Here is a 15697-nt window from a genome sequence, read left to right as displayed (position 1 = left end):
GGTCAGCGAGCCGGAGCAGGGCACGGCAGCGGATCCGGCCGCCGGGAGCGGCGGCCGGATCCGGACCTCTTACGTCATCTCCCGGGCGGGGCGGGCGACTTGGCGCCGTCGTCCCGGCCGCGGGGCGCCGGGAGATTTCCGTCACGGCCGCCCGGCCGGTCCGCCGCCGACCGGCGCAGCAGCACGAGCCACGCCGTGAGCACGCCCGCCGCCGCGGTCCCGGCGAGCTGGATCCGGTAGTCGGCCAGCGCGACGAGCCCCGCGCCCAGCCCGGTGGCCAGCGCGGTGGGCCCGAAGACCACCGTGCCCGCGGCGGCGGCCACCCGGCCGACGAGCGCGGGCTCGGTGTGCTGCTGGACGGCGGTGAAGGCCGCGACGATCACCCACGGCAGCCCGATCCCGATTGCCACCGCCCCGCAGCACACGGTCGGCACCGACGGCACCACCCGCATCCCGACACCCGCGCTGAACAGCAGCAGCCCGGCGGCGGCGAAGACCCGCTCCGGCAGCCGGCGCATGACGGCGCCCGCGGCGATCCCGGCGGCCACCGAGCCCGCGCCCTGCACCGCGTAGATCACACCGACGAACGCGGGCGGGCGGTGCAGTCCGGCGTCCACCAGGGCGTAGGTCGCGGCGCTGCTGACCCCGGACAGCAGCAGCGCCACCCCGCCCGCGCCCACCAGCCGCACCAGCAGCGGGTTGCCGCGCAGCGCCCGTACGCCCGCCGCGGTCTGCTCGTACCAGGACTCGGCGGGCGGGACGGGCGGCTGCTCCCGCACCCGCAGGGCCGCGAAGGCGAGCGCGGCCAGCGCGAACGTGACGGCGTCCAGCACGGCGACCGCGCCGCCGCCCCAGCGGACGAACAGGCCCGCCCCGGCCAGCGGGGCGAGCAGCTTCATGCTCTCGTTGACGGTCATCCGCAGCCCGTTGAAGTCGCCGCGCAGCTCGGCCGGGATCGCGCTGACCACCAGGCCCGCCTGGGCGGCGTCGCACAGCACCGACCCGACGCCGACCGCGGTGAGCACCACGAGCAGCAGCCACACGTCCCCGCCCGCGCGGACGGCGAGCAGCGCGGGCAGCAGCACGGCCAGCGCCGCGTTCACCGCGACCAGCAGCGGGCGTCTGCGGACGCGGTCGGCGGCGGTGCCGAGCAGCGGCCCGACCAGGGTCGGCGCCCACACGCACGCGTTCACCGCGGCGGCCAGGCTGCTGGAGCCGGTGAGCGTCTTCACCCACACCCCGGCGACCAGCATCATCGCGGAGTCGCCGAATCCGGAGACCAGGACCCCGCCCAGATACGTCGTCGCGCTGCGGTCGCGCAGCACCTTCCGTACGGACATGACCCCCAACCTATTGCTTGGGAGTCGCCGGGAACACCCCGCCCCCGCAAGCGGAAGCGGTGTAATGGGCGTATGAGCACCACGGACCCCCTGCTCCGCGCCCTCGCCCACCCCGTACGGCTGCGCATCGTGTCGCTGGTCTGGAACGTCCCGCTGTCCGCCGCCGAGCTGTCCCGCGAGCTGGGCATCTCGCACGCGCTCGCCAGCCAGCACCTGCGCCGGCTGGACGCGGTCGGGCTGGTCGAGCTGGCCGAGGTGCGGGAGAAGCGCGGCGGGCGCGAGCGCCGCTACCGCGCGGTGCACGGCTCACCGCTGTCCGACCAGCGCCACGAGGGCACCCGGCTGATCGCCGAGGCCATGGCGCACAACCTGCGCGAGCGCGCGGGCCGGCGCGCGCCGGGCGCCGAGGGCGTGACCACGGACGCGGAGCTGTGGGTCGCCCCCGAGGTCTGGTCGGGCTTCCGCCACCGGCTCGCCGCCCTGTTCGCGGAGCTGCACGATGCGGCGCGGGCCCCGCACGCGCCGGGCACGGTGGGCATCGGCGTGACGGCGATGGTCCTCCCCCTGGCGGAACCGGAGCCGGACCCGGCCCCGGAGCCGGGGACGGGGACCGGGACCGGGACGGGGAGCGGGCCCGAGCCCACGTCCTAGCCCTAGTCCCCGTCCGCCCGCTCCGAGGCCCGCGCGGCGCGGGCCAGCCGGTCGGCCACCTCCCGCAGCCGCACGGTCAGTTCCGGCGGCTCGACCACCTCGAAGTCGACCCCCAGCATGCCGACGTACATCGCGATCGCCTCCAGCGTCTCGGAGCCGGTGCTCAGCTCGCACGTCCGGTCGTCCAGCACGGTGACCGTGCCGAAGCCGCCCCAGCCGCGGGTCCGGACGAACTCCGCGGTGGCGTGCAGCACGACGCGCGCCTGGTAGCGGTAGGCGCGCCGGGTGACGCCCTTGGCGACGTACGACGCGGCGTCCTCGGGCAGCTCGCGCGGGGTGAAGCGGGGGCCGGTGGGTGCCTTGGGCTCGATCCGGTCGGCGCGGAAGGTGCGCCAGTCGCCCCGCTCCACGTCGTAGGCGAGCAGGTACCAGCGCCGCCAGTGGTGCACCAGGCGGTAGGGCTCGACGGTCCGGCGGGTGGTGGAGCCGCCGTGGTCGCGGTAGTCGAAGCGCAGTCGCTCGTGGTCGCGGCAGGCGGCGCCGAGCGCGGTCAGCACGTCCTGGCCGACGGTCGGGCCGGGGCCGGGGGGCTGGACGGTGACGGCCTGCATCGCCTGGACGCGGTGCCGCAGCCGGGACGGCAGCACCTGTTCGAGCTTGGCCAGCGCGCGCTGCGAGGTCTCCTCGATGCCCTCGACGCTGCCGCCCGCGGCGGTGCGCAGGCTCAGCGCGACGACGACGGCCTCCTCGTCGTCCAGCAGCAGCGGCGGCAGCGCGGCCCCGGCGCCCAGCCGGTAGCCGCCGGCCGTGCCGGGGGCGGCGTGCACGGGGTAGCCGAGCGCCCGCAGCCGCTCGACGTCGCGCCGGACGGTCCGCGCGGTCACGTCGAGCCGCTGAGCCAGTTCGGGGCCGCTCCACTCGCGGCGGGACTGGAGCAGCGACAGCAGGCGCAGCAGCCGCGCGGAGGTTTCCAGCATGCCGCCAGTCTGCCAGCGCCCGCCGACAGGCCCGGGGCGGTACGGTCCCCGGGCAGCCGTACGCCCCCGCTGCCCAGGGAAACAGCGGGGGCGCGACTGGTGGCGCGCGGGGCGCTACCGGCGGGGCGTCAGTAGACGCTCACGCCGTACGCGCTGAGCGCCTCGGTGACCGGCTGGAAGAAGGTCGTACCGCCCGAGGTGCAGTTGCCGCTGCCGCCCGACGTCAGGCCGATGGCCTTGGTGCCGTCGTAGAGGGAGCCGCCGCTGTCGCCCGGCTCGGCGCAGACGTTGGTCTGGATGAGGCCGGAGACGACCTCGCCGTTGCCGTAGTTGACGGTGGCGTTCAGCGCCTGGACGGTGCCGCTGTGGATGCCGGTGGTGGAGCCGCGGCGCGTGACGTGCTCGCCGACGTAGGCGTTGGCGGCGCTGGTGATGTCCTGGCTGCCGACGGTGCCGTCGTGCGCGACGGAGGTGTCGTAGCGGACGATGCCGTAGTCGTTGCCGGGGAAGCTCGTCCCGACGGTCGGGCCGATGTACGAGCTGGAGCTGGTGTAGTAGTCGGGGTAGCCCTCGGTGCAGTGGCCCGCGGTCAGGAAGTAGTAGGTGCTGCCGCTGCGCACGTTGAAGCCGACCGAGCAGCGCCACTGCGTGGTGAGGATCGGGTCGCCGCCGGAGAGCAGCTTGCTGAAGCTGCCCGCCACGCGGTTGACGCGGACGGCGTCACCGTAGCCCGCGGTGGCCTTGACCAGTGCGGACAGCTGGGCGTCGGTCACCCGGCTGTCGGCGTTGACCTGGAGGGTGTCGGTACGCGGGTCGACCGCCCAGGAGGTGCCGGCGATGTCGGCGGTCTGCGCGGCGTTCGCGGCCTTCGCGAGCTGGGCGGAGCTGTGGGCGACCAGCCGCGGTGTGGCGCCCGCGGAGCGCACGGCGTCGGCCGCGGCCTTGCTGGTCACGTTGACGACTGAGGCGCCGGTCGCGGTGTCGTAGTACGACCCGGCGGTGCGGTCGGCACCGAGGGTGGCGGCCAGCGAGGCGGCCGCTCCGGGGGAGGCCTTCGCGGCGCCGGCAGCGGGGGTGAGGGCGCCGGCGGACGGGACGGCGAAGGCGGTCGCGGCGAGCAGGCCGCTTGTGACGGCGAGGAGTTGTATGCGTCGGGTGGACTTCACTCGATCCTCCTGTGGGGATGGAGGTGGCTCCGGTCGGTGCTGGTCAGCGCCCGTCATTGTTGTCGGTGTACTGTCAAGAGCGCACGGATGAGCGGGCGCGCTCTCAGCCTGACGGGCACTCATGGGAGTATTCAGGGCTCACAGGGAACACACAAGAGGGCCTCGGCCCCGGAAACCTCGATGTAACGCATGCACACCGGCGGCCCCAAAGGCGCCCGGCGCACCAGGAGTTCACACGTCCCCCAGGCGCGCGCCCCCGCACTCCTCCCGTACCCCCGGCGCACTCCCCCGCCTTCGCACCCCGTCACCGCGCCCGCGCCGCCCCCATCCCTCACCCCACCGGCCGCGGCAGCCCCAGGTGTTCGCGCAGCGTCGTCCCGGTGTACGCGGCGCGCAGCGACCCGCGCTCGCGCAGCAGCGGCGCCACCCGTGCCGCGAACGCGTCCAGGCCCGCGCCGCCCGCCGCCGGGTCCGGGGTCAGCACGAAGCCGTCGGTCGCGGCGCTCTGCACCTGCGTGTGCAGCCGCCCCGCGAGTTCACGCGCGCCGGACGCGTCCGCCAGGTCCAGCGCCGCGAGGTCCAGCCGGGAGAGCACCCGCACCCGCCGCCCGTGGCGCCGCACACCGGGCACCCGGGCGGTGAGCAGCACCTCGGGGGTGCCGCCGAAGTCCACCGCCACCGGCCGTCCCTGGGGCCCGGCGGGTTCGCCGGAGGAGGCGGGCGGGCCGCCCGCGCGCCCGCCGCTGAGCCGGTCGAGCACGGCGATCCGGCGCGCCAGGTCGTACGGCGCCCGGACCCCCGCCCCCGCCGGGAAGGCGACGGCCAGCCCGATCCGCTCGGTCAGCGCGGCCAGCGCGTGCAGCACCGTGACCGGCTCGGGCCCGCCACCGCCGCCGTCGAGCAGCACGAAGTCGAACCGGGCGCGCTCGGCGGCCCCGGCGAGCGCCGCGCACACGGCGAAGTCCGGCGGCGCCCCTGCCCCGCCGCCGCACCCGGCGGGCAGCAGCACGCCCAGGTGCACGGGCCGCACCCCGCTGTGCCGCCCGGTCACGACCCCGCCCCGGTACGGGCGCCCGCGCGGCCCCCGGGTGACGGCGCTCTCCCGGTCCGGGGCAGGCCCAGGTGCTCGCGCAGCGTCGAACCGGGGTGGAAGGAGCGGAAGAGCCCGCGGTGCTGGAGCAGCGCGGCGGTGCCGTTGACGAAGCGCTCCAGGTCGCGGCGGGGTTCCACCGGGCGGACGTGGAAGCCGTCGACCGCGCCCTGCCGCTGCCAGTCGGCGATGAGGTCGGCGAGATCGACCGGGCCGCCGCGGAAGAGCACACCGCCCGACGTGTCCTGCGCGAGGGCGATCTCGGCGCCCGGCTCCGGGCCGCGCTCGCCGCCGCAGAGGTCCACCGTGAGGTCGGCGAGCACCGGCAGCGGTTCCGGGCCGCGCCCGGCCTCGGCGGCGAGCGCCTGCACCTCGGCTCTGGCCCGCCCGGCGTCCTCGGGTCCGGCGGCGCGGACGAAGGCCAGGTCGGCGTGCCGCGCGGCGATCCGGCGGGCGGCGGGCTCGGTGGCGTCCAGCACGGTCACGGGCGCGGCCCGCGGCGGCAGCGGCCCGCCGGGGTCGCCGCACATCCGCCGGACGGCCTCGGCGGTGTCGCCCGCCGCCCGCCAGAGCGCTTCGGGCCGCTGCGGCCGGACCCGCCCCCTGGTCCGTGGGACGGGCGCGGCCGGGACCTCCACCGTCCAGCCCGCCCGGCCGCGGCTGACCCAGTCCAGGGCGGCCAGCGCGGGGGCGATGGCCAGCGGGTCGGCGGGTTCGGCGCCGGAGGCGAGGACGGCGGGCACCACGCCGATCCGGTCGGTGACGGGCGCGACCCCGGCGAGCAGCGCGACGGCGTCCAGCAGCCCGCCGCCGCCCGCCGCCGCGGGGGCGAGCGTCACGAAGTCCAGCCCGCCGGCCTCGGCGAGCCGGGCCAGCTCCCGGTAGTGCGCGGCCTCCCGCGGGGGGCCGCCGCCTATCGCGGCGGCCAGGTGCAGGGTGCGGCCGCGGACGAAGGGGGCGGCGGGCGGCGGCGCGGGGAACACCGGGTGCGGGGCCGGGGGCGCGGAGGTGCCGGGGCCGCGGGAGTTGCCGGGCGGAAAGGGGCGGAAGGAGGGAAGCGGGGTGTGGGCAGGCATGCGAAGGCTCCGTCGACACGCGGAAGAGGCACGGGCGGGTGCCTTCGCACAGAGCCGTCGCGTCCCTCAACGCGACTGGGCCACCAGGGCTTCCCGAAAGGCTATGCCGCCGAAGTGACCCGCTGTCAAGCATGTCCAGCTTGTGGACACGGCGTCTCGGCACGTTGACGGATCGTGCCGGCGGCTGCTGCACTGTGGCCATGCGCAGCTGCCGGCTCGTCACCCGCGGCCACATCGACCTGTGTCGAGTGTGGTCGGCCTCGTGTTGCGGTCGCTGACCCGCCTCGACGGATCACCCGCCTTCACACAGCCGGTCTCGCTCCACTTCCGCCCCTCCCTCGGGCGATCCCGCGGGACGCGACGCCACCGCGGACACCGCCCGCCCCGCCCGTGAACCCTCGGGCGACCGGTGTCAGCAGTCGCACCCGCAGTCGCAACCGTCACAACCATCGCAGCAGTTACAACAGTTGCAGCAATCGCAGCACCCGTCGCAGCCGTCGCAGTCGCAGTCGTCGCACCACGGCTCCTTGCGCTCCCGGCTCCACGGGTTCTCGTGCGTGGCGCAGCACATCTGACAGGTGCAGAAGAGCCCGGTGAAGACCAGGCACCCCGCCAGCAGCCCGCGGCGCCGCGGCGGGCCGGGCGGCGGCGGGAAGCCGCCGGGGATCCCGGGGCCGCCCGGGGCGTACGGGCTCTGGCCCGGATCGGCCGGGCTGCCCGGCGGGTTCGGCGCGTACGGGTTCGGCCCGAAGGGGTTGCCACTGGCCTCGGCGCCGCCCGGCTGGGCACCGCCGGGCCGGATGCCGCTGTCGTGCACGGCGATCCCGGCCGCGGGGCCGCCCGCGGCCTGCTCCGCGCGGTGCGAGGAGTGGCCGCAGCTGCCGCCGCCGAAGACCCGGTCCACCGAGCGTCCCAGCTCGTGGACGAGCAGCACATGCGTGAGCCGCCCGGAGGCGGAGCCCGCGAAGTCGGTGTCGCGCAGCGCGAGCCGGATGCCGTGCAGCGCGTCGTCGCACAGCCGGCGGGCCTCGGCGAGGTCGGTGCCGGTCGCGGTGAGCGGGTTCCAGGCGCCGGTGCGGGTGTCGTCGGCGAGGTCCTCGACGGCGTCCAGCAGGTGGGCGAGCCGTCCGAAGAGCCGTCCCGCCTCCTCCAGCGGCGCCTTGTTGCCGGGGCGCCCGGCCAGGACGGCGGTGTGCGCGAAGGCCGCGGCCGTCGCCGTCTCGGTGGGCTCGGTGACGGCGAGCAGCGGGGTGCCGGGGCCGACCGCGGCCTCGATCGCGCCCTGCCGGCCGATGGCGTCGACCAGCACGGCCGTGTCGAAGCCCAGGTCCTCGCCGGTGCGGGCACCGGCCTTGTCCCAGCGGCGGGCGACCCCGCGGGCCGCGGCGGCGACCGGGCGCCGGGCGTAGGCGCCGTCCCGGTCCTCGACGTGGTCGCGCATCTTGGCCGACGCCAGCACCAGCGAGACGGCGGCGGCGAGCCGGGCGCCCTCGCCGGTGGCGACCGGGGCGGTGCGCATGCCGCGCAGCGGGCACGGTCCGGCGGTGCGGCGCTGCTGCCCGGCGTCCGCGGCCGTCTGCGCCTCGACGAGGACGGAGACGATCAGACCGTCGTAGTTGGTGGCTATTCGCGCCACCTGGCCGTGGCCGTCCCGCAGCGCCAGGCACAGCCCGCACAGGTGGGCGACCCACGAGGCGGCCATTCCCTCGGACATTCGGTGGCGGCACGGCCTGATGATGCCGAACATGCATTCCCCCCGCTGACCCCGCGTGCCCCGCATTTCCCGCGTGACACATCGAAACTCGGTTCATGCTCGTTGACGCCCGTTCAAGGGCAACCGAAGTGAGCGCTGGTCATGTTAACGCCTGTCGGATCATCGGCCGGGAATGCATCATGGTGGTCCGCCCGGAACGCGGGCCGCGCCGTCGCCGACGTCCCGTCAGCAGGGACATCGGCATCCCGGCCGGTCAGCGCCGTGCGGGGCCGTACGGCCGCACGCGTCACCCGGACGTGAAATGCGTTCCCATCGGATCGTCACCTTCCCTACACCTTCGGCAGCCTGACGGTACGCCACTATCGTGTGTGCCAGTACCGTCACAACTCGCCCGAGTGGCGGCTATCCGCTTGGCGGACTATCCACATCATGGACGACGATAGGACCTGCGGACGGACGGTACTGACCGCGTGCGAGAGAGGAGGCGTCCATGGGATCGGTTCGACGGGCGAGTGCCTGGCTGGGCCTCGTCGACGACAACGGCGGCGAGGGTTACTACGACGAGGAGTACGCCGACTACGGCGAGGGCTCCCAGTCCCAGCGTGTCGACACCTGGGTGACCGATCCGCGGGTGCGGATCGCCGGTGAGGCCGCGCAGGAGCAGGGCCGGCGGATCGCCACCGTCACCCCCGACGGTTTCCGGGACGCGCGCGGCATCGGCGAGCTGTTCCGGGAAGGCGTCCCGGTGATCGTCAACCTCACCGCCATGGAGTCCGCCGACGCCAAGCGCGTCGTCGACTTCGCCGCGGGCCTCACCTTCGGTCTGCGCGGCTCCATCGAGCGCGTCGCCAACCGGGTCTTCCTGCTGACCCCCGCCGACTACTCGGTGCTCGACGCCGACGACCGCCGCGGCGGCGACGGCTTCTTCAACCAGAGCTGAGCAGGGCTCTCACCGGACCGCGCGGCGCGCGTCCGGTGGGAGTCCTGCCGTGCGCCCGCGCACCCCGGCCCGCACACCGGGCCCGTGCGCCCGACCGGGTGCGCCCGCCCCCCGGTGCTGCGGCCTGTCGCCCGGGAGACCGCGGCCGCCTCGGTGAGAATCGGCACAATTCCCGCCCTCGTGACGGAGGCGTCGTGCCGACCGCTCCTCCCCCGGCCCCGGCCGGTGCCTCTCCCGCCCCCGTCCCCGGCCCGCACCCGCCCGCCGGCCGACTGGCCCGGCTGGGCGGCTTCTGCGCCCGGCACGCCGGCTGGGTCGTCCTGGTGTGGCTCGCGGTCATGGCCGCCGCGCTCGCCGGGCGGCACATCGTGGCCCCGACGTTCAGCGACCAGATCACCCTGCCGGGCACACAGTCCGACACCGGCGCCGACCTGCTCACGGCCTCCGACCCGGCGGCCGCCGCCCCGAACGGCCTGGTCGTCTTCCACACCCCGTCCGGGACCGTTTCCAGCCATCAGCAGGCCGTGCAGCAGGCCGTCGGCAACCTCGCGGCGATGCCGCACGCGACCGCCGCCTCCGCCCTGGTCACCAGCTCCGACGGGGCAACCGCGTACAGCACGGTCTCCTTCGACGAGCCGCTCAAGGAACTGGGCCACGGCTACGTCGACCGGCTCGACACGGCGACCGCGCCCGCGCGTTCCGACGGTGTCCAGGTGGCGTACGGCGGCGGTCTTGACCAGGTGACCACCGCGCCCGCGAACGACCTGGAGAGCGAGGTCGTCGGCATCGCCGTGGCCCTGGTCATCCTGCTGCTGGTCTTCGGCAGTGTGCTGGCCGCCGTGCTGCCGCTGGCGTGCGCCCTGGTGAGCGTGCTCGCGGGCATCGGCGTGGTCGGCATCGTGGCGGGCGCGGTCACCTTCGCCACCGCCGCCCCGACGCTCGCCACGATGATCGGCCTCGGTGTCGGCATCGACTACGCGCTCTTCCTGACCACCCGCTTCCGGCAGGACCTCATCGACGGCCGCTCCCCCGCCGACGGTGTCACCCGCACCTGCGCGACCAGCGGCCACGCCGTCCTGGTGGCCGCGACGACGGTGGCGGTGGCGCTGCTGAGCCTGTACGCGTGCGGGCTGACCTTCATCGGCAAGCTGGGCCTGGCGGCGACGATCGCCGTGGTGGTGACGGCGAGCGCGTCGCTGACGCTGGTGCCCGCGGCGCTCGCGCTCGCCGGGCGGCACATCGACCGCTGGACGCTGCGCCGCCGCCCGGTGGCCGAGACCGCGGGCGACAGCGACGCCTGGCACCGCTGGGCGGCGCTGATCTCCCGGCACGCCGCGGTCTTCCTGTGCTGCGGGGTGGCGCTGCTCGCGGTGCTGGCGGTGCCGCTGTTCTCGATGCGGCTGGGGCACGTCGACGACGGCGCCGCGAAGTCCGGCACGACCAGCAGGACGGCCTTCGACTGGATCTCCGACGCGCGGGGCCCCGGCTTCGGCCCCGGTGCCAACGCGCCCTTCACCGTCGTGGTGGACGTCAGCCGTGCCACGGTACAGGCGAGCCAGGTGGCCGACGACGTGGACAGGGCGCTCTCCGGCACCCCGGACGTGGCCGCCACGACACCGCTCCAGCAGACCTCGGACGGCAGGCTGCTGGTCGGCACGCTCACCCCGGACGGCGACCCGCAGTCGGCCGCGACCGGCGGCCTGTTCAACGCGCTGACCGGGCACGTCCTGCCCGACGCGCTGCACGGCACGGGCGCCCGGGGCTATCTGACCGGCACCGCGCCCAGCCAGTTCGACTTCCGCGACACGGTCAGGGACCGGCTGCCCGTCATCATCGGCATCGTGCTGATCGCCGCCTTCGTGCTGCTCATGACCGTTTTCCGCAGCCTGGTCATCCCGGTCAAGGCGGTGGTCCTCAACCTGCTGACGACCGGCGCCTCGTACGGCGTGCTGACCGCCGCCTTCCAGTGGGGCTGGGCGACGGGGGCGCTGGGGCTGCCGGAGGCCGTGCCGATCGAGTCGTACGTGCCGATGATGATGTTCGCGATCGTCTTCGGGCTGTCGATGGACTACGAGATCTTCCTGCTGTCGCGGATCTCCGACGCCTGGCACCGCACGGCCGACAACACCCGGTCGGTCGGCGCGGGACTGTCCGCGACCGGCCGGGTGATCTCCAGCGCCGCCTTCATCATGACCGCGGTCTTCCTGTCCTTCACCGTCTCGCCGACCGTCGTGGTCAAGATGCTCGCGCTGGGCCTCGCGGTGAGCGTGGTGCTGGACGCCACCGTGGTCCGGCTGCTGCTGGTGCCGTCCACGATGTTCCTCATGGGCCGGGCCAACTGGTGGTTCCCGCGGCGGCTGGACCGCGTACTGCCGCATGTCCACATGTAGACCTACGGCGGTAGGGCGGCAGGGCGGTACGGCCGGTGCGGGCGGGCGTCAGCCGCGGAAGGCGTCGAGTCCGGTGAGGGCCTTGCCCAGCACGAGCTGGTGCATCTCGACGGTGCCCTCGTAGGTGAGCACCGACTCCAGGTTGGTGGCGTGCCGCATGACCGGGTACTCCAGCGAGATGCCGTTGGCGCCGAGGACCGTGCGGGCCGTGCGGCAGATCTCGATCGCCTCGCGGACGTTGGTCAGCTTGCCGAAGCTGATCTGCTCCGGGCGCAGCCGCCCCGCCTCCATCCGGCGGCCCAGGTGGTGGGCCAGCAGGATGCCCTTGTGGAGTTCGACGGCCATGTCGGCGAGCTTGGCCTGGGTGAGCTGGAAGCCGGCGATCGGGCGGCCGAACTGTTCGCGCTCGCGGGCGTAGGCCAGCGCCGCCTCGAAGCTCGCGCGGGCGGCGCCCATCGCTCCCCAGACGATGCCGTAACGGGCGTGGCTGAGGCAGCTGAGCGGCCCGCGCAGCCCGGTGACCTCCGGGAGCACCGCGGAGCCGGGCAGCCGGACACCGTCCAGGACCAGCTCGCTGGTGACGGACGCGCGCAGGCTCCACTTGTGGTGGATCTCCGGGGCGCTGAAGCCGGGGGTGCCGGCCGGGACGACGAAGCCGCGGATGCCGTCCTCGGTCTGCGCCCACACCACGGCGACACCGGCGACCGACCCGTTGGTGATCCACGTCTTGCGGCCGTCGAGCACCCAGTCGGCGCCGTCCCGGCGGGCCCGGGTGCGCATCCCGGCGGGGTCCGAGCCGTGGTCGGGCTCGGTGAGGCCGAAGCAGCCGATGACCTCGCCCGCGGCCATCCGCGGCAGCCACTCCTGCTTGTGCTCCTCGGAGCCGAAGCGGTGGATCGCGTACATGGCGAGCGAGCCCTGCACCGAGACCAGCGAGCGGATGCCGGAGTCGGCCGCCTCCAGTTCCAGGCACGTCAGCCCGTACTGCACGGCGCCGGCGCCCGCGCAGCCGTATCCGGTGAGCTGCATGCCGAGCGCCCCGAGCGCGCCCAGCTCGCGCGCGAGATCGCGGACGCCCGGCAGCTCGCCGCGCTCATACCAGTCGGCGACGTGCGGCAGCACACGGTCGGCGGCCCAGGCCCGTACGGTGTCGCGGATCGCGCGGTCCTCGTCGCTCAGCAGGTCGTCCAGACCCAGCGGGTCGTACGGGTCGAAGGGCGGCAGGGCGGGAGCGGGCGGCATGGCAGGGACCTCCGGCCGGAAAACTAGCAGCGGTAATGACGGCGGGGCCGACGTTACGGACCGGTACCGCGCGCGTCCAGAGCCCTCGGCGCGGCGGCGCGGCGGGCATGGCCGCGGGCACTCCCGGTCACCGGTGTCCGCTCAGCGGACGGGAAACCCGGGAGAAAGGTGAGGGAAATAAGCAATAAATAAGAAGACGCTCATGTGAGTATCGCCACCCATGGGTTAACTCCCGGCCGCGGACCGCATTCCCCCGAAACCCGGTGCGCCAAAGGGGTGGTGAGACGCAGTCCACATCACATCGTCATTACAAAGCGGCTCCATCGGCCGACCTGTGCCGTCACACGCTGTAACGTCAATTGGGTGCGTACCGATGACAGGCCCCACCGCGCCGCGGATCGCCCGACCCGCCGTGCCATGGGCCGGATGAGTCGAACACGCGTATGGCTGTTCGGTGCGACGCTGGCTGTGTACGTGGCCATCGTCGTGGGCGTCCTCACCACCTCCAAGCTGGTGACGCTCGACTGGCAGGTCATGCTCTGGCGTCCGTACAAGCAGTGGCCGCAGATCCACGCCTTCCTGGACTACTTCGTGGTCCTCGGCCAGCGCGGACCGACGGCCGTGATGGTGCTCGCGTGGCTGAGCTGGCGGGCCTGGCGCCGCCGGACGCTGTACCCGCTGCTGGTGCTGGGCACCTCCCTGCTGCTGCTGAACATCACCGTGGGGGCCGTGAAGTACGGCCTCGGACGGCTCGGCCCGCATTACGCGACGACCGTCGGATCGGCCGAGATGTTCGCCGGCGGCGACATATTCCCCTCGGGTCACACCGCCAACGCGGTGGTGACCTGGGGCGTCCTGGCCTATCTGGGCACCACGCCGCGCGCGCGGCGCTGGGGCTCGATCGGAAGCGCCCTGCTGGCGCTCGGCGTGGGCGCGACGACGGTCTACCTCGGCACGCACTGGGTGAGCGACGTCCTGCTCGGCTGGGCGGCCGGCCTCCTCATCCTGCTGGCACTGCCCTGGTTCGAACCGGCGATGGCCTCGGCCGAGGTCTACCTGACCACCGGCTGGGCCCGGCTGTTCCACCGCCGCGGCGGCCGTACGGCCCGGTCGCTCACCGCGATCCCGGCGGGCGCCCTCGTCCGCGCGGACGGCGACGACGACGCCCCGGAAGGCCCGTCCGCGAGCCGCCTGCCGGTCACCGCGGCCAAGAGCCAGGCGGGCGGCGGGCCGCACACCGCGGCCCGTCCCGCCGCGGGCCGGCAGACCGCCGGGCGGCACGAACGCACCACGACGACACCCGCGGGCAGCCGCCGCCCGCAGGGCGAGCACCCGCGCCCGGCGAGCCCGCTGGTCCACCAGCAGGCCCGCGGCCGCGGCGTCGCCGGCTGACCGCTTCCGCCCGCTTCCCGCTGTTTCCGCCCGCTTCCACCGGCTCCGGGCCGGGTGCCCCGCCACCGTGCGGCGCGGCACCCGGCCCGGAGCCGTGTACGGGGTCCTCTCCCGGACGCGGCCGGGTCAGCCGGGTCAGCCGGTCCAGCAGCGCAGGACGCGGCCGCCGTCGAGCGTGAAGTTGAGCCGCCCGGCGACGTACTCCATCGTCACGACCGCGTCCCGCGGCAGGCTGCGGACCGGCCGCCAGCCGCGCGCGTACGCCCGCTGCTCGGCCTCCTGCTGCGGCAGGCCGACGTAGGCGTCCAGGTCGTCGTCGGGGATGCCGCCCGGGAAGGGCTGCGCGGGGGTGCCCGGCCGGGACGGCTCGGAGGACTCACCCGGACGGCCGTCCTCAGGGCGGGGGTCTTCGGAGCGGGGGTCTTCGGGGTGCGATGCGGGGGCCATGCCTGCCACCGTAGGCCGCCACCGGGCCGTATGCCGACCCGTGCCGCGCGGCGCCCGCACCGCCCACGGGATTCCGCCGTGTCCGCGTCACGGATAGTGCATCGGGGACATTGCGCCAGGATGAATAACGGTGGGCCGGAAATTCCGGTGCACACGATTTACACACAACTCGCGGCAATGCCCGCCGTCCGCGGACGGCCGCTATAGGGGACGGATTACCATTCCGGCGCCCCGCCCGCTCCCCCGCGACCGGTGGCTTCCGGGCCGTTCAGCCCGCCCGGACGGGGTGCGCCCGGGGTATCGGACGGGGCGAATTCCGCGCTGCGCCGGGGCCACCGGGGCCCGGCCCGGCGGGCGGCCGGGCCCCGGATCCCGGCGGCACCGGGCGTTCAGCCGGGGTTCAGGGCGCGGACCGGAGGCGGGCGCGGAGCGGGCGGAGCGCCCGGCATTCCGCGCCCGTCCGGAGGCGCGCCGCGGAATTCAGCGCAGGCTGAGAAGAGTCCCGGGCATCAGCTTGTCGGGGTCGGCGCCGATCGCCTTCTTGTTCAGCGTCCAGAGCTTCTGCCAGCCGCCCGTGACACCCTCGGCGCTCGCGATACCCGCGAGCGTCTCCCCGGCCTCGACGGTGTGCACCGAGGTCGCCCCGCCGCTGAGCCCGAGCCGCTTGGAGCACACCGGCCAGGCGCCCCAGCCCTGGACCCGCAGCACGGCCTCGGCGATCGCGATCTGCTGCGCGGGGGTGGCGAGGTCGGCCCGCCGGGCGTACGCCAGGCCGCCGAACGCCTCCCAGGTGGGCTGCCAGAACTGGAGACCGCCGTAGAAGCCGTTGCCGCTGTTGATGTGCCAGTCACCGCTGCTCTCGCACAGGGCCAGGTCGTCCCAGACGGAGCGGGCGCGCGGCATCGCTCCCGGGGTGCCGGGCACGCCCGCGACGGCCGCCGCGGCGGGGGTGACGCCCGCGGTCGCGGCCGTCAGCGGGGCAACGGCCGGAAGGCCGATCGCCGGGAGTCCGGTGGCCGGGACACCGCCGAGCGCGGCCGGCGGGCGCGCGGGGGCGGGCACCTGCGCGGCCGCCGCGGGCTGCGCGGCCAGCGGCAGGACGGCCACCGCGCCGAACCCGGCGACGGCGGCGGCGCGTTGGCACCTCGACACATGACGATAAGACGATTTCTCGCTCATCGCCCCACGCTAAGCACGCGTTCCCCCGCCTCCGCGGGAGCCGCGCCCCGGCCCGCACCCCGGCGCACCCGTTCGGCCCAGCCCGGCGTGCGC

Annotated in this window: 13 protein-coding genes; 4 read left to right on the top strand and 9 right to left on the bottom strand. The window is 75.1% G+C overall.

Going from position 1 to position 15697, the window contains the following annotated elements; all coding sequences use genetic code 11:
* Positions 1 to 74: 74 nt before the first annotated feature.
* Positions 75 to 1340 carry an MFS transporter gene (locus ACWERV_RS17665; RefSeq protein ID WP_452933744.1) on the bottom strand — a complete coding sequence of 422 codons (1266 nt, stop codon included), beginning with the start codon at positions 1338 to 1340 and terminating at the stop codon, positions 75 to 77.
* Positions 1341 to 1412: 72 nt separating this feature from the next.
* Here ACWERV_RS17665 and ACWERV_RS17660 point away from each other — a divergent pair, with 72 nt between their 5' ends.
* Positions 1413 to 1991, top strand: a complete 579-nt coding sequence (locus tag ACWERV_RS17660; RefSeq protein WP_452933742.1) for a helix-turn-helix domain-containing protein — start codon at positions 1413 to 1415, stop codon at positions 1989 to 1991.
* 2 nt (positions 1992 to 1993) lie between these two features.
* Here ACWERV_RS17660 and ACWERV_RS17655 read toward each other — a convergent pair whose 3' ends face one another.
* The 5 genes from ACWERV_RS17655 to ACWERV_RS17635 form a co-directional block, all read right to left on the bottom strand.
* Complete coding sequence (locus ACWERV_RS17655; RefSeq protein WP_452933740.1) at positions 1994 to 2968, bottom strand: helix-turn-helix transcriptional regulator; 975 nt, start codon at positions 2966 to 2968, stop codon at positions 1994 to 1996.
* A gap of 128 nt (positions 2969 to 3096) precedes the next feature.
* Positions 3097 to 4134, bottom strand: a complete 1038-nt coding sequence (locus tag ACWERV_RS17650) for a S1 family peptidase (protein ID WP_452933738.1) — start codon at positions 4132 to 4134, stop codon at positions 3097 to 3099.
* 331 nt (positions 4135 to 4465) lie between these two features.
* A complete protein-coding gene (locus tag ACWERV_RS17645; protein WP_452933736.1) occupies positions 4466 to 5185 on the bottom strand; it encodes an LLM class flavin-dependent oxidoreductase in 720 nt (239 codons plus the stop codon).
* Positions 5182 to 6300, bottom strand: coding sequence for an LLM class flavin-dependent oxidoreductase (locus ACWERV_RS17640; protein WP_452933734.1), 1119 nt, complete (start codon positions 6298 to 6300; stop codon positions 5182 to 5184). Before ACWERV_RS17640 ends, ACWERV_RS17645 begins: the two co-directional genes overlap by 4 nt.
* Before the next feature lie 412 nt (positions 6301 to 6712).
* Positions 6713 to 8047, bottom strand: coding sequence for a DUF5685 family protein (locus ACWERV_RS17635; protein WP_452933732.1), 1335 nt, complete (start codon positions 8045 to 8047; stop codon positions 6713 to 6715).
* 457 nt (positions 8048 to 8504) lie between these two features.
* Here ACWERV_RS17635 and ACWERV_RS17630 point away from each other — a divergent pair, with 457 nt between their 5' ends.
* Positions 8505 to 8954 (top strand): cell division protein SepF, encoded by a 450-nt coding sequence (locus tag ACWERV_RS17630; RefSeq protein ID WP_398188741.1) that lies wholly within the window; start codon positions 8505 to 8507, stop codon positions 8952 to 8954.
* 194 nt (positions 8955 to 9148) lie between these two features.
* The gene (locus ACWERV_RS17625; protein ID WP_452933729.1) at positions 9149 to 11344 is read left to right on the top strand and encodes an MMPL family transporter; all 2196 of its coding nucleotides are present in this window, start codon (positions 9149 to 9151) and stop codon (positions 11342 to 11344) included.
* A 48-nt stretch (positions 11345 to 11392) separates the two neighbouring features.
* Here ACWERV_RS17625 and ACWERV_RS17620 read toward each other — a convergent pair whose 3' ends face one another.
* Positions 11393 to 12586 (bottom strand): acyl-CoA dehydrogenase family protein, encoded by a 1194-nt coding sequence (locus ACWERV_RS17620; RefSeq protein WP_452933727.1) that lies wholly within the window; start codon positions 12584 to 12586, stop codon positions 11393 to 11395.
* Positions 12587 to 12949: 363 nt separating this feature from the next.
* Between ACWERV_RS17620 and ACWERV_RS17615 the strand changes: the two genes are divergently transcribed.
* Entirely contained in the window at positions 12950 to 13978 is a 1029-nt protein-coding gene (locus tag ACWERV_RS17615; RefSeq protein ID WP_452933725.1) for a phosphatase PAP2 family protein, read from the top strand.
* A gap of 135 nt (positions 13979 to 14113) precedes the next feature.
* Here ACWERV_RS17615 and ACWERV_RS17610 read toward each other — a convergent pair whose 3' ends face one another.
* Both ACWERV_RS17610 and ACWERV_RS17605 read right to left on the bottom strand, forming a co-directional pair.
* A complete protein-coding gene (locus ACWERV_RS17610; protein WP_452933723.1) occupies positions 14114 to 14425 on the bottom strand; it encodes a hypothetical protein in 312 nt (103 codons plus the stop codon).
* A 480-nt stretch (positions 14426 to 14905) separates the two neighbouring features.
* Positions 14906 to 15604: a LysM peptidoglycan-binding domain-containing protein gene (locus tag ACWERV_RS17605; RefSeq protein ID WP_452933721.1), complete on the bottom strand. Its 699-nt coding sequence runs from the start codon at positions 15602 to 15604 to the stop codon at positions 14906 to 14908.
* Positions 15605 to 15697 lie beyond the last annotated feature (93 nt).

Source organism: Streptomyces sp. NPDC004031 (genome assembly GCF_053604375.1).
This window is presented reverse-complemented; position numbering and strand designations above follow the sequence as displayed.

What these genes read in the sequence shown, in the direction of transcription:
- ACWERV_RS17665 (WP_452933744.1), bottom strand. Translation starts at nt 1,340, where the DNA reads ATGTCCGTACGGAAGGTGCTGCGCGACCGCAGCGCGACGACGTATCTG.
- ACWERV_RS17660 (WP_452933742.1), top strand. Translation starts at nt 1,413, where the DNA reads ATGAGCACCACGGACCCCCTGCTCCGCGCCCTCGCCCACCCCGTACGG.
- ACWERV_RS17655 (WP_452933740.1), bottom strand. Translation starts at nt 2,968, where the DNA reads ATGCTGGAAACCTCCGCGCGGCTGCTGCGCCTGCTGTCGCTGCTCCAG.
- ACWERV_RS17640 (WP_452933734.1), bottom strand. Translation starts at nt 6,300, where the DNA reads ATGCCTGCCCACACCCCGCTTCCCTCCTTCCGCCCCTTTCCGCCCGGC.
- ACWERV_RS17635 (WP_452933732.1), bottom strand. Translation starts at nt 8,047, where the DNA reads ATGTTCGGCATCATCAGGCCGTGCCGCCACCGAATGTCCGAGGGAATG.
- ACWERV_RS17630 (WP_398188741.1), top strand. Translation starts at nt 8,505, where the DNA reads ATGGGATCGGTTCGACGGGCGAGTGCCTGGCTGGGCCTCGTCGACGAC.
- ACWERV_RS17620 (WP_452933727.1), bottom strand. Translation starts at nt 12,586, where the DNA reads ATGCCGCCCGCTCCCGCCCTGCCGCCCTTCGACCCGTACGACCCGCTG.
- ACWERV_RS17610 (WP_452933723.1), bottom strand. Translation starts at nt 14,425, where the DNA reads ATGGCCCCCGCATCGCACCCCGAAGACCCCCGCTCCGAAGACCCCCGC.
- ACWERV_RS17605 (WP_452933721.1), bottom strand. Translation starts at nt 15,604, where the DNA reads ATGAGCGAGAAATCGTCTTATCGTCATGTGTCGAGGTGCCAACGCGCC.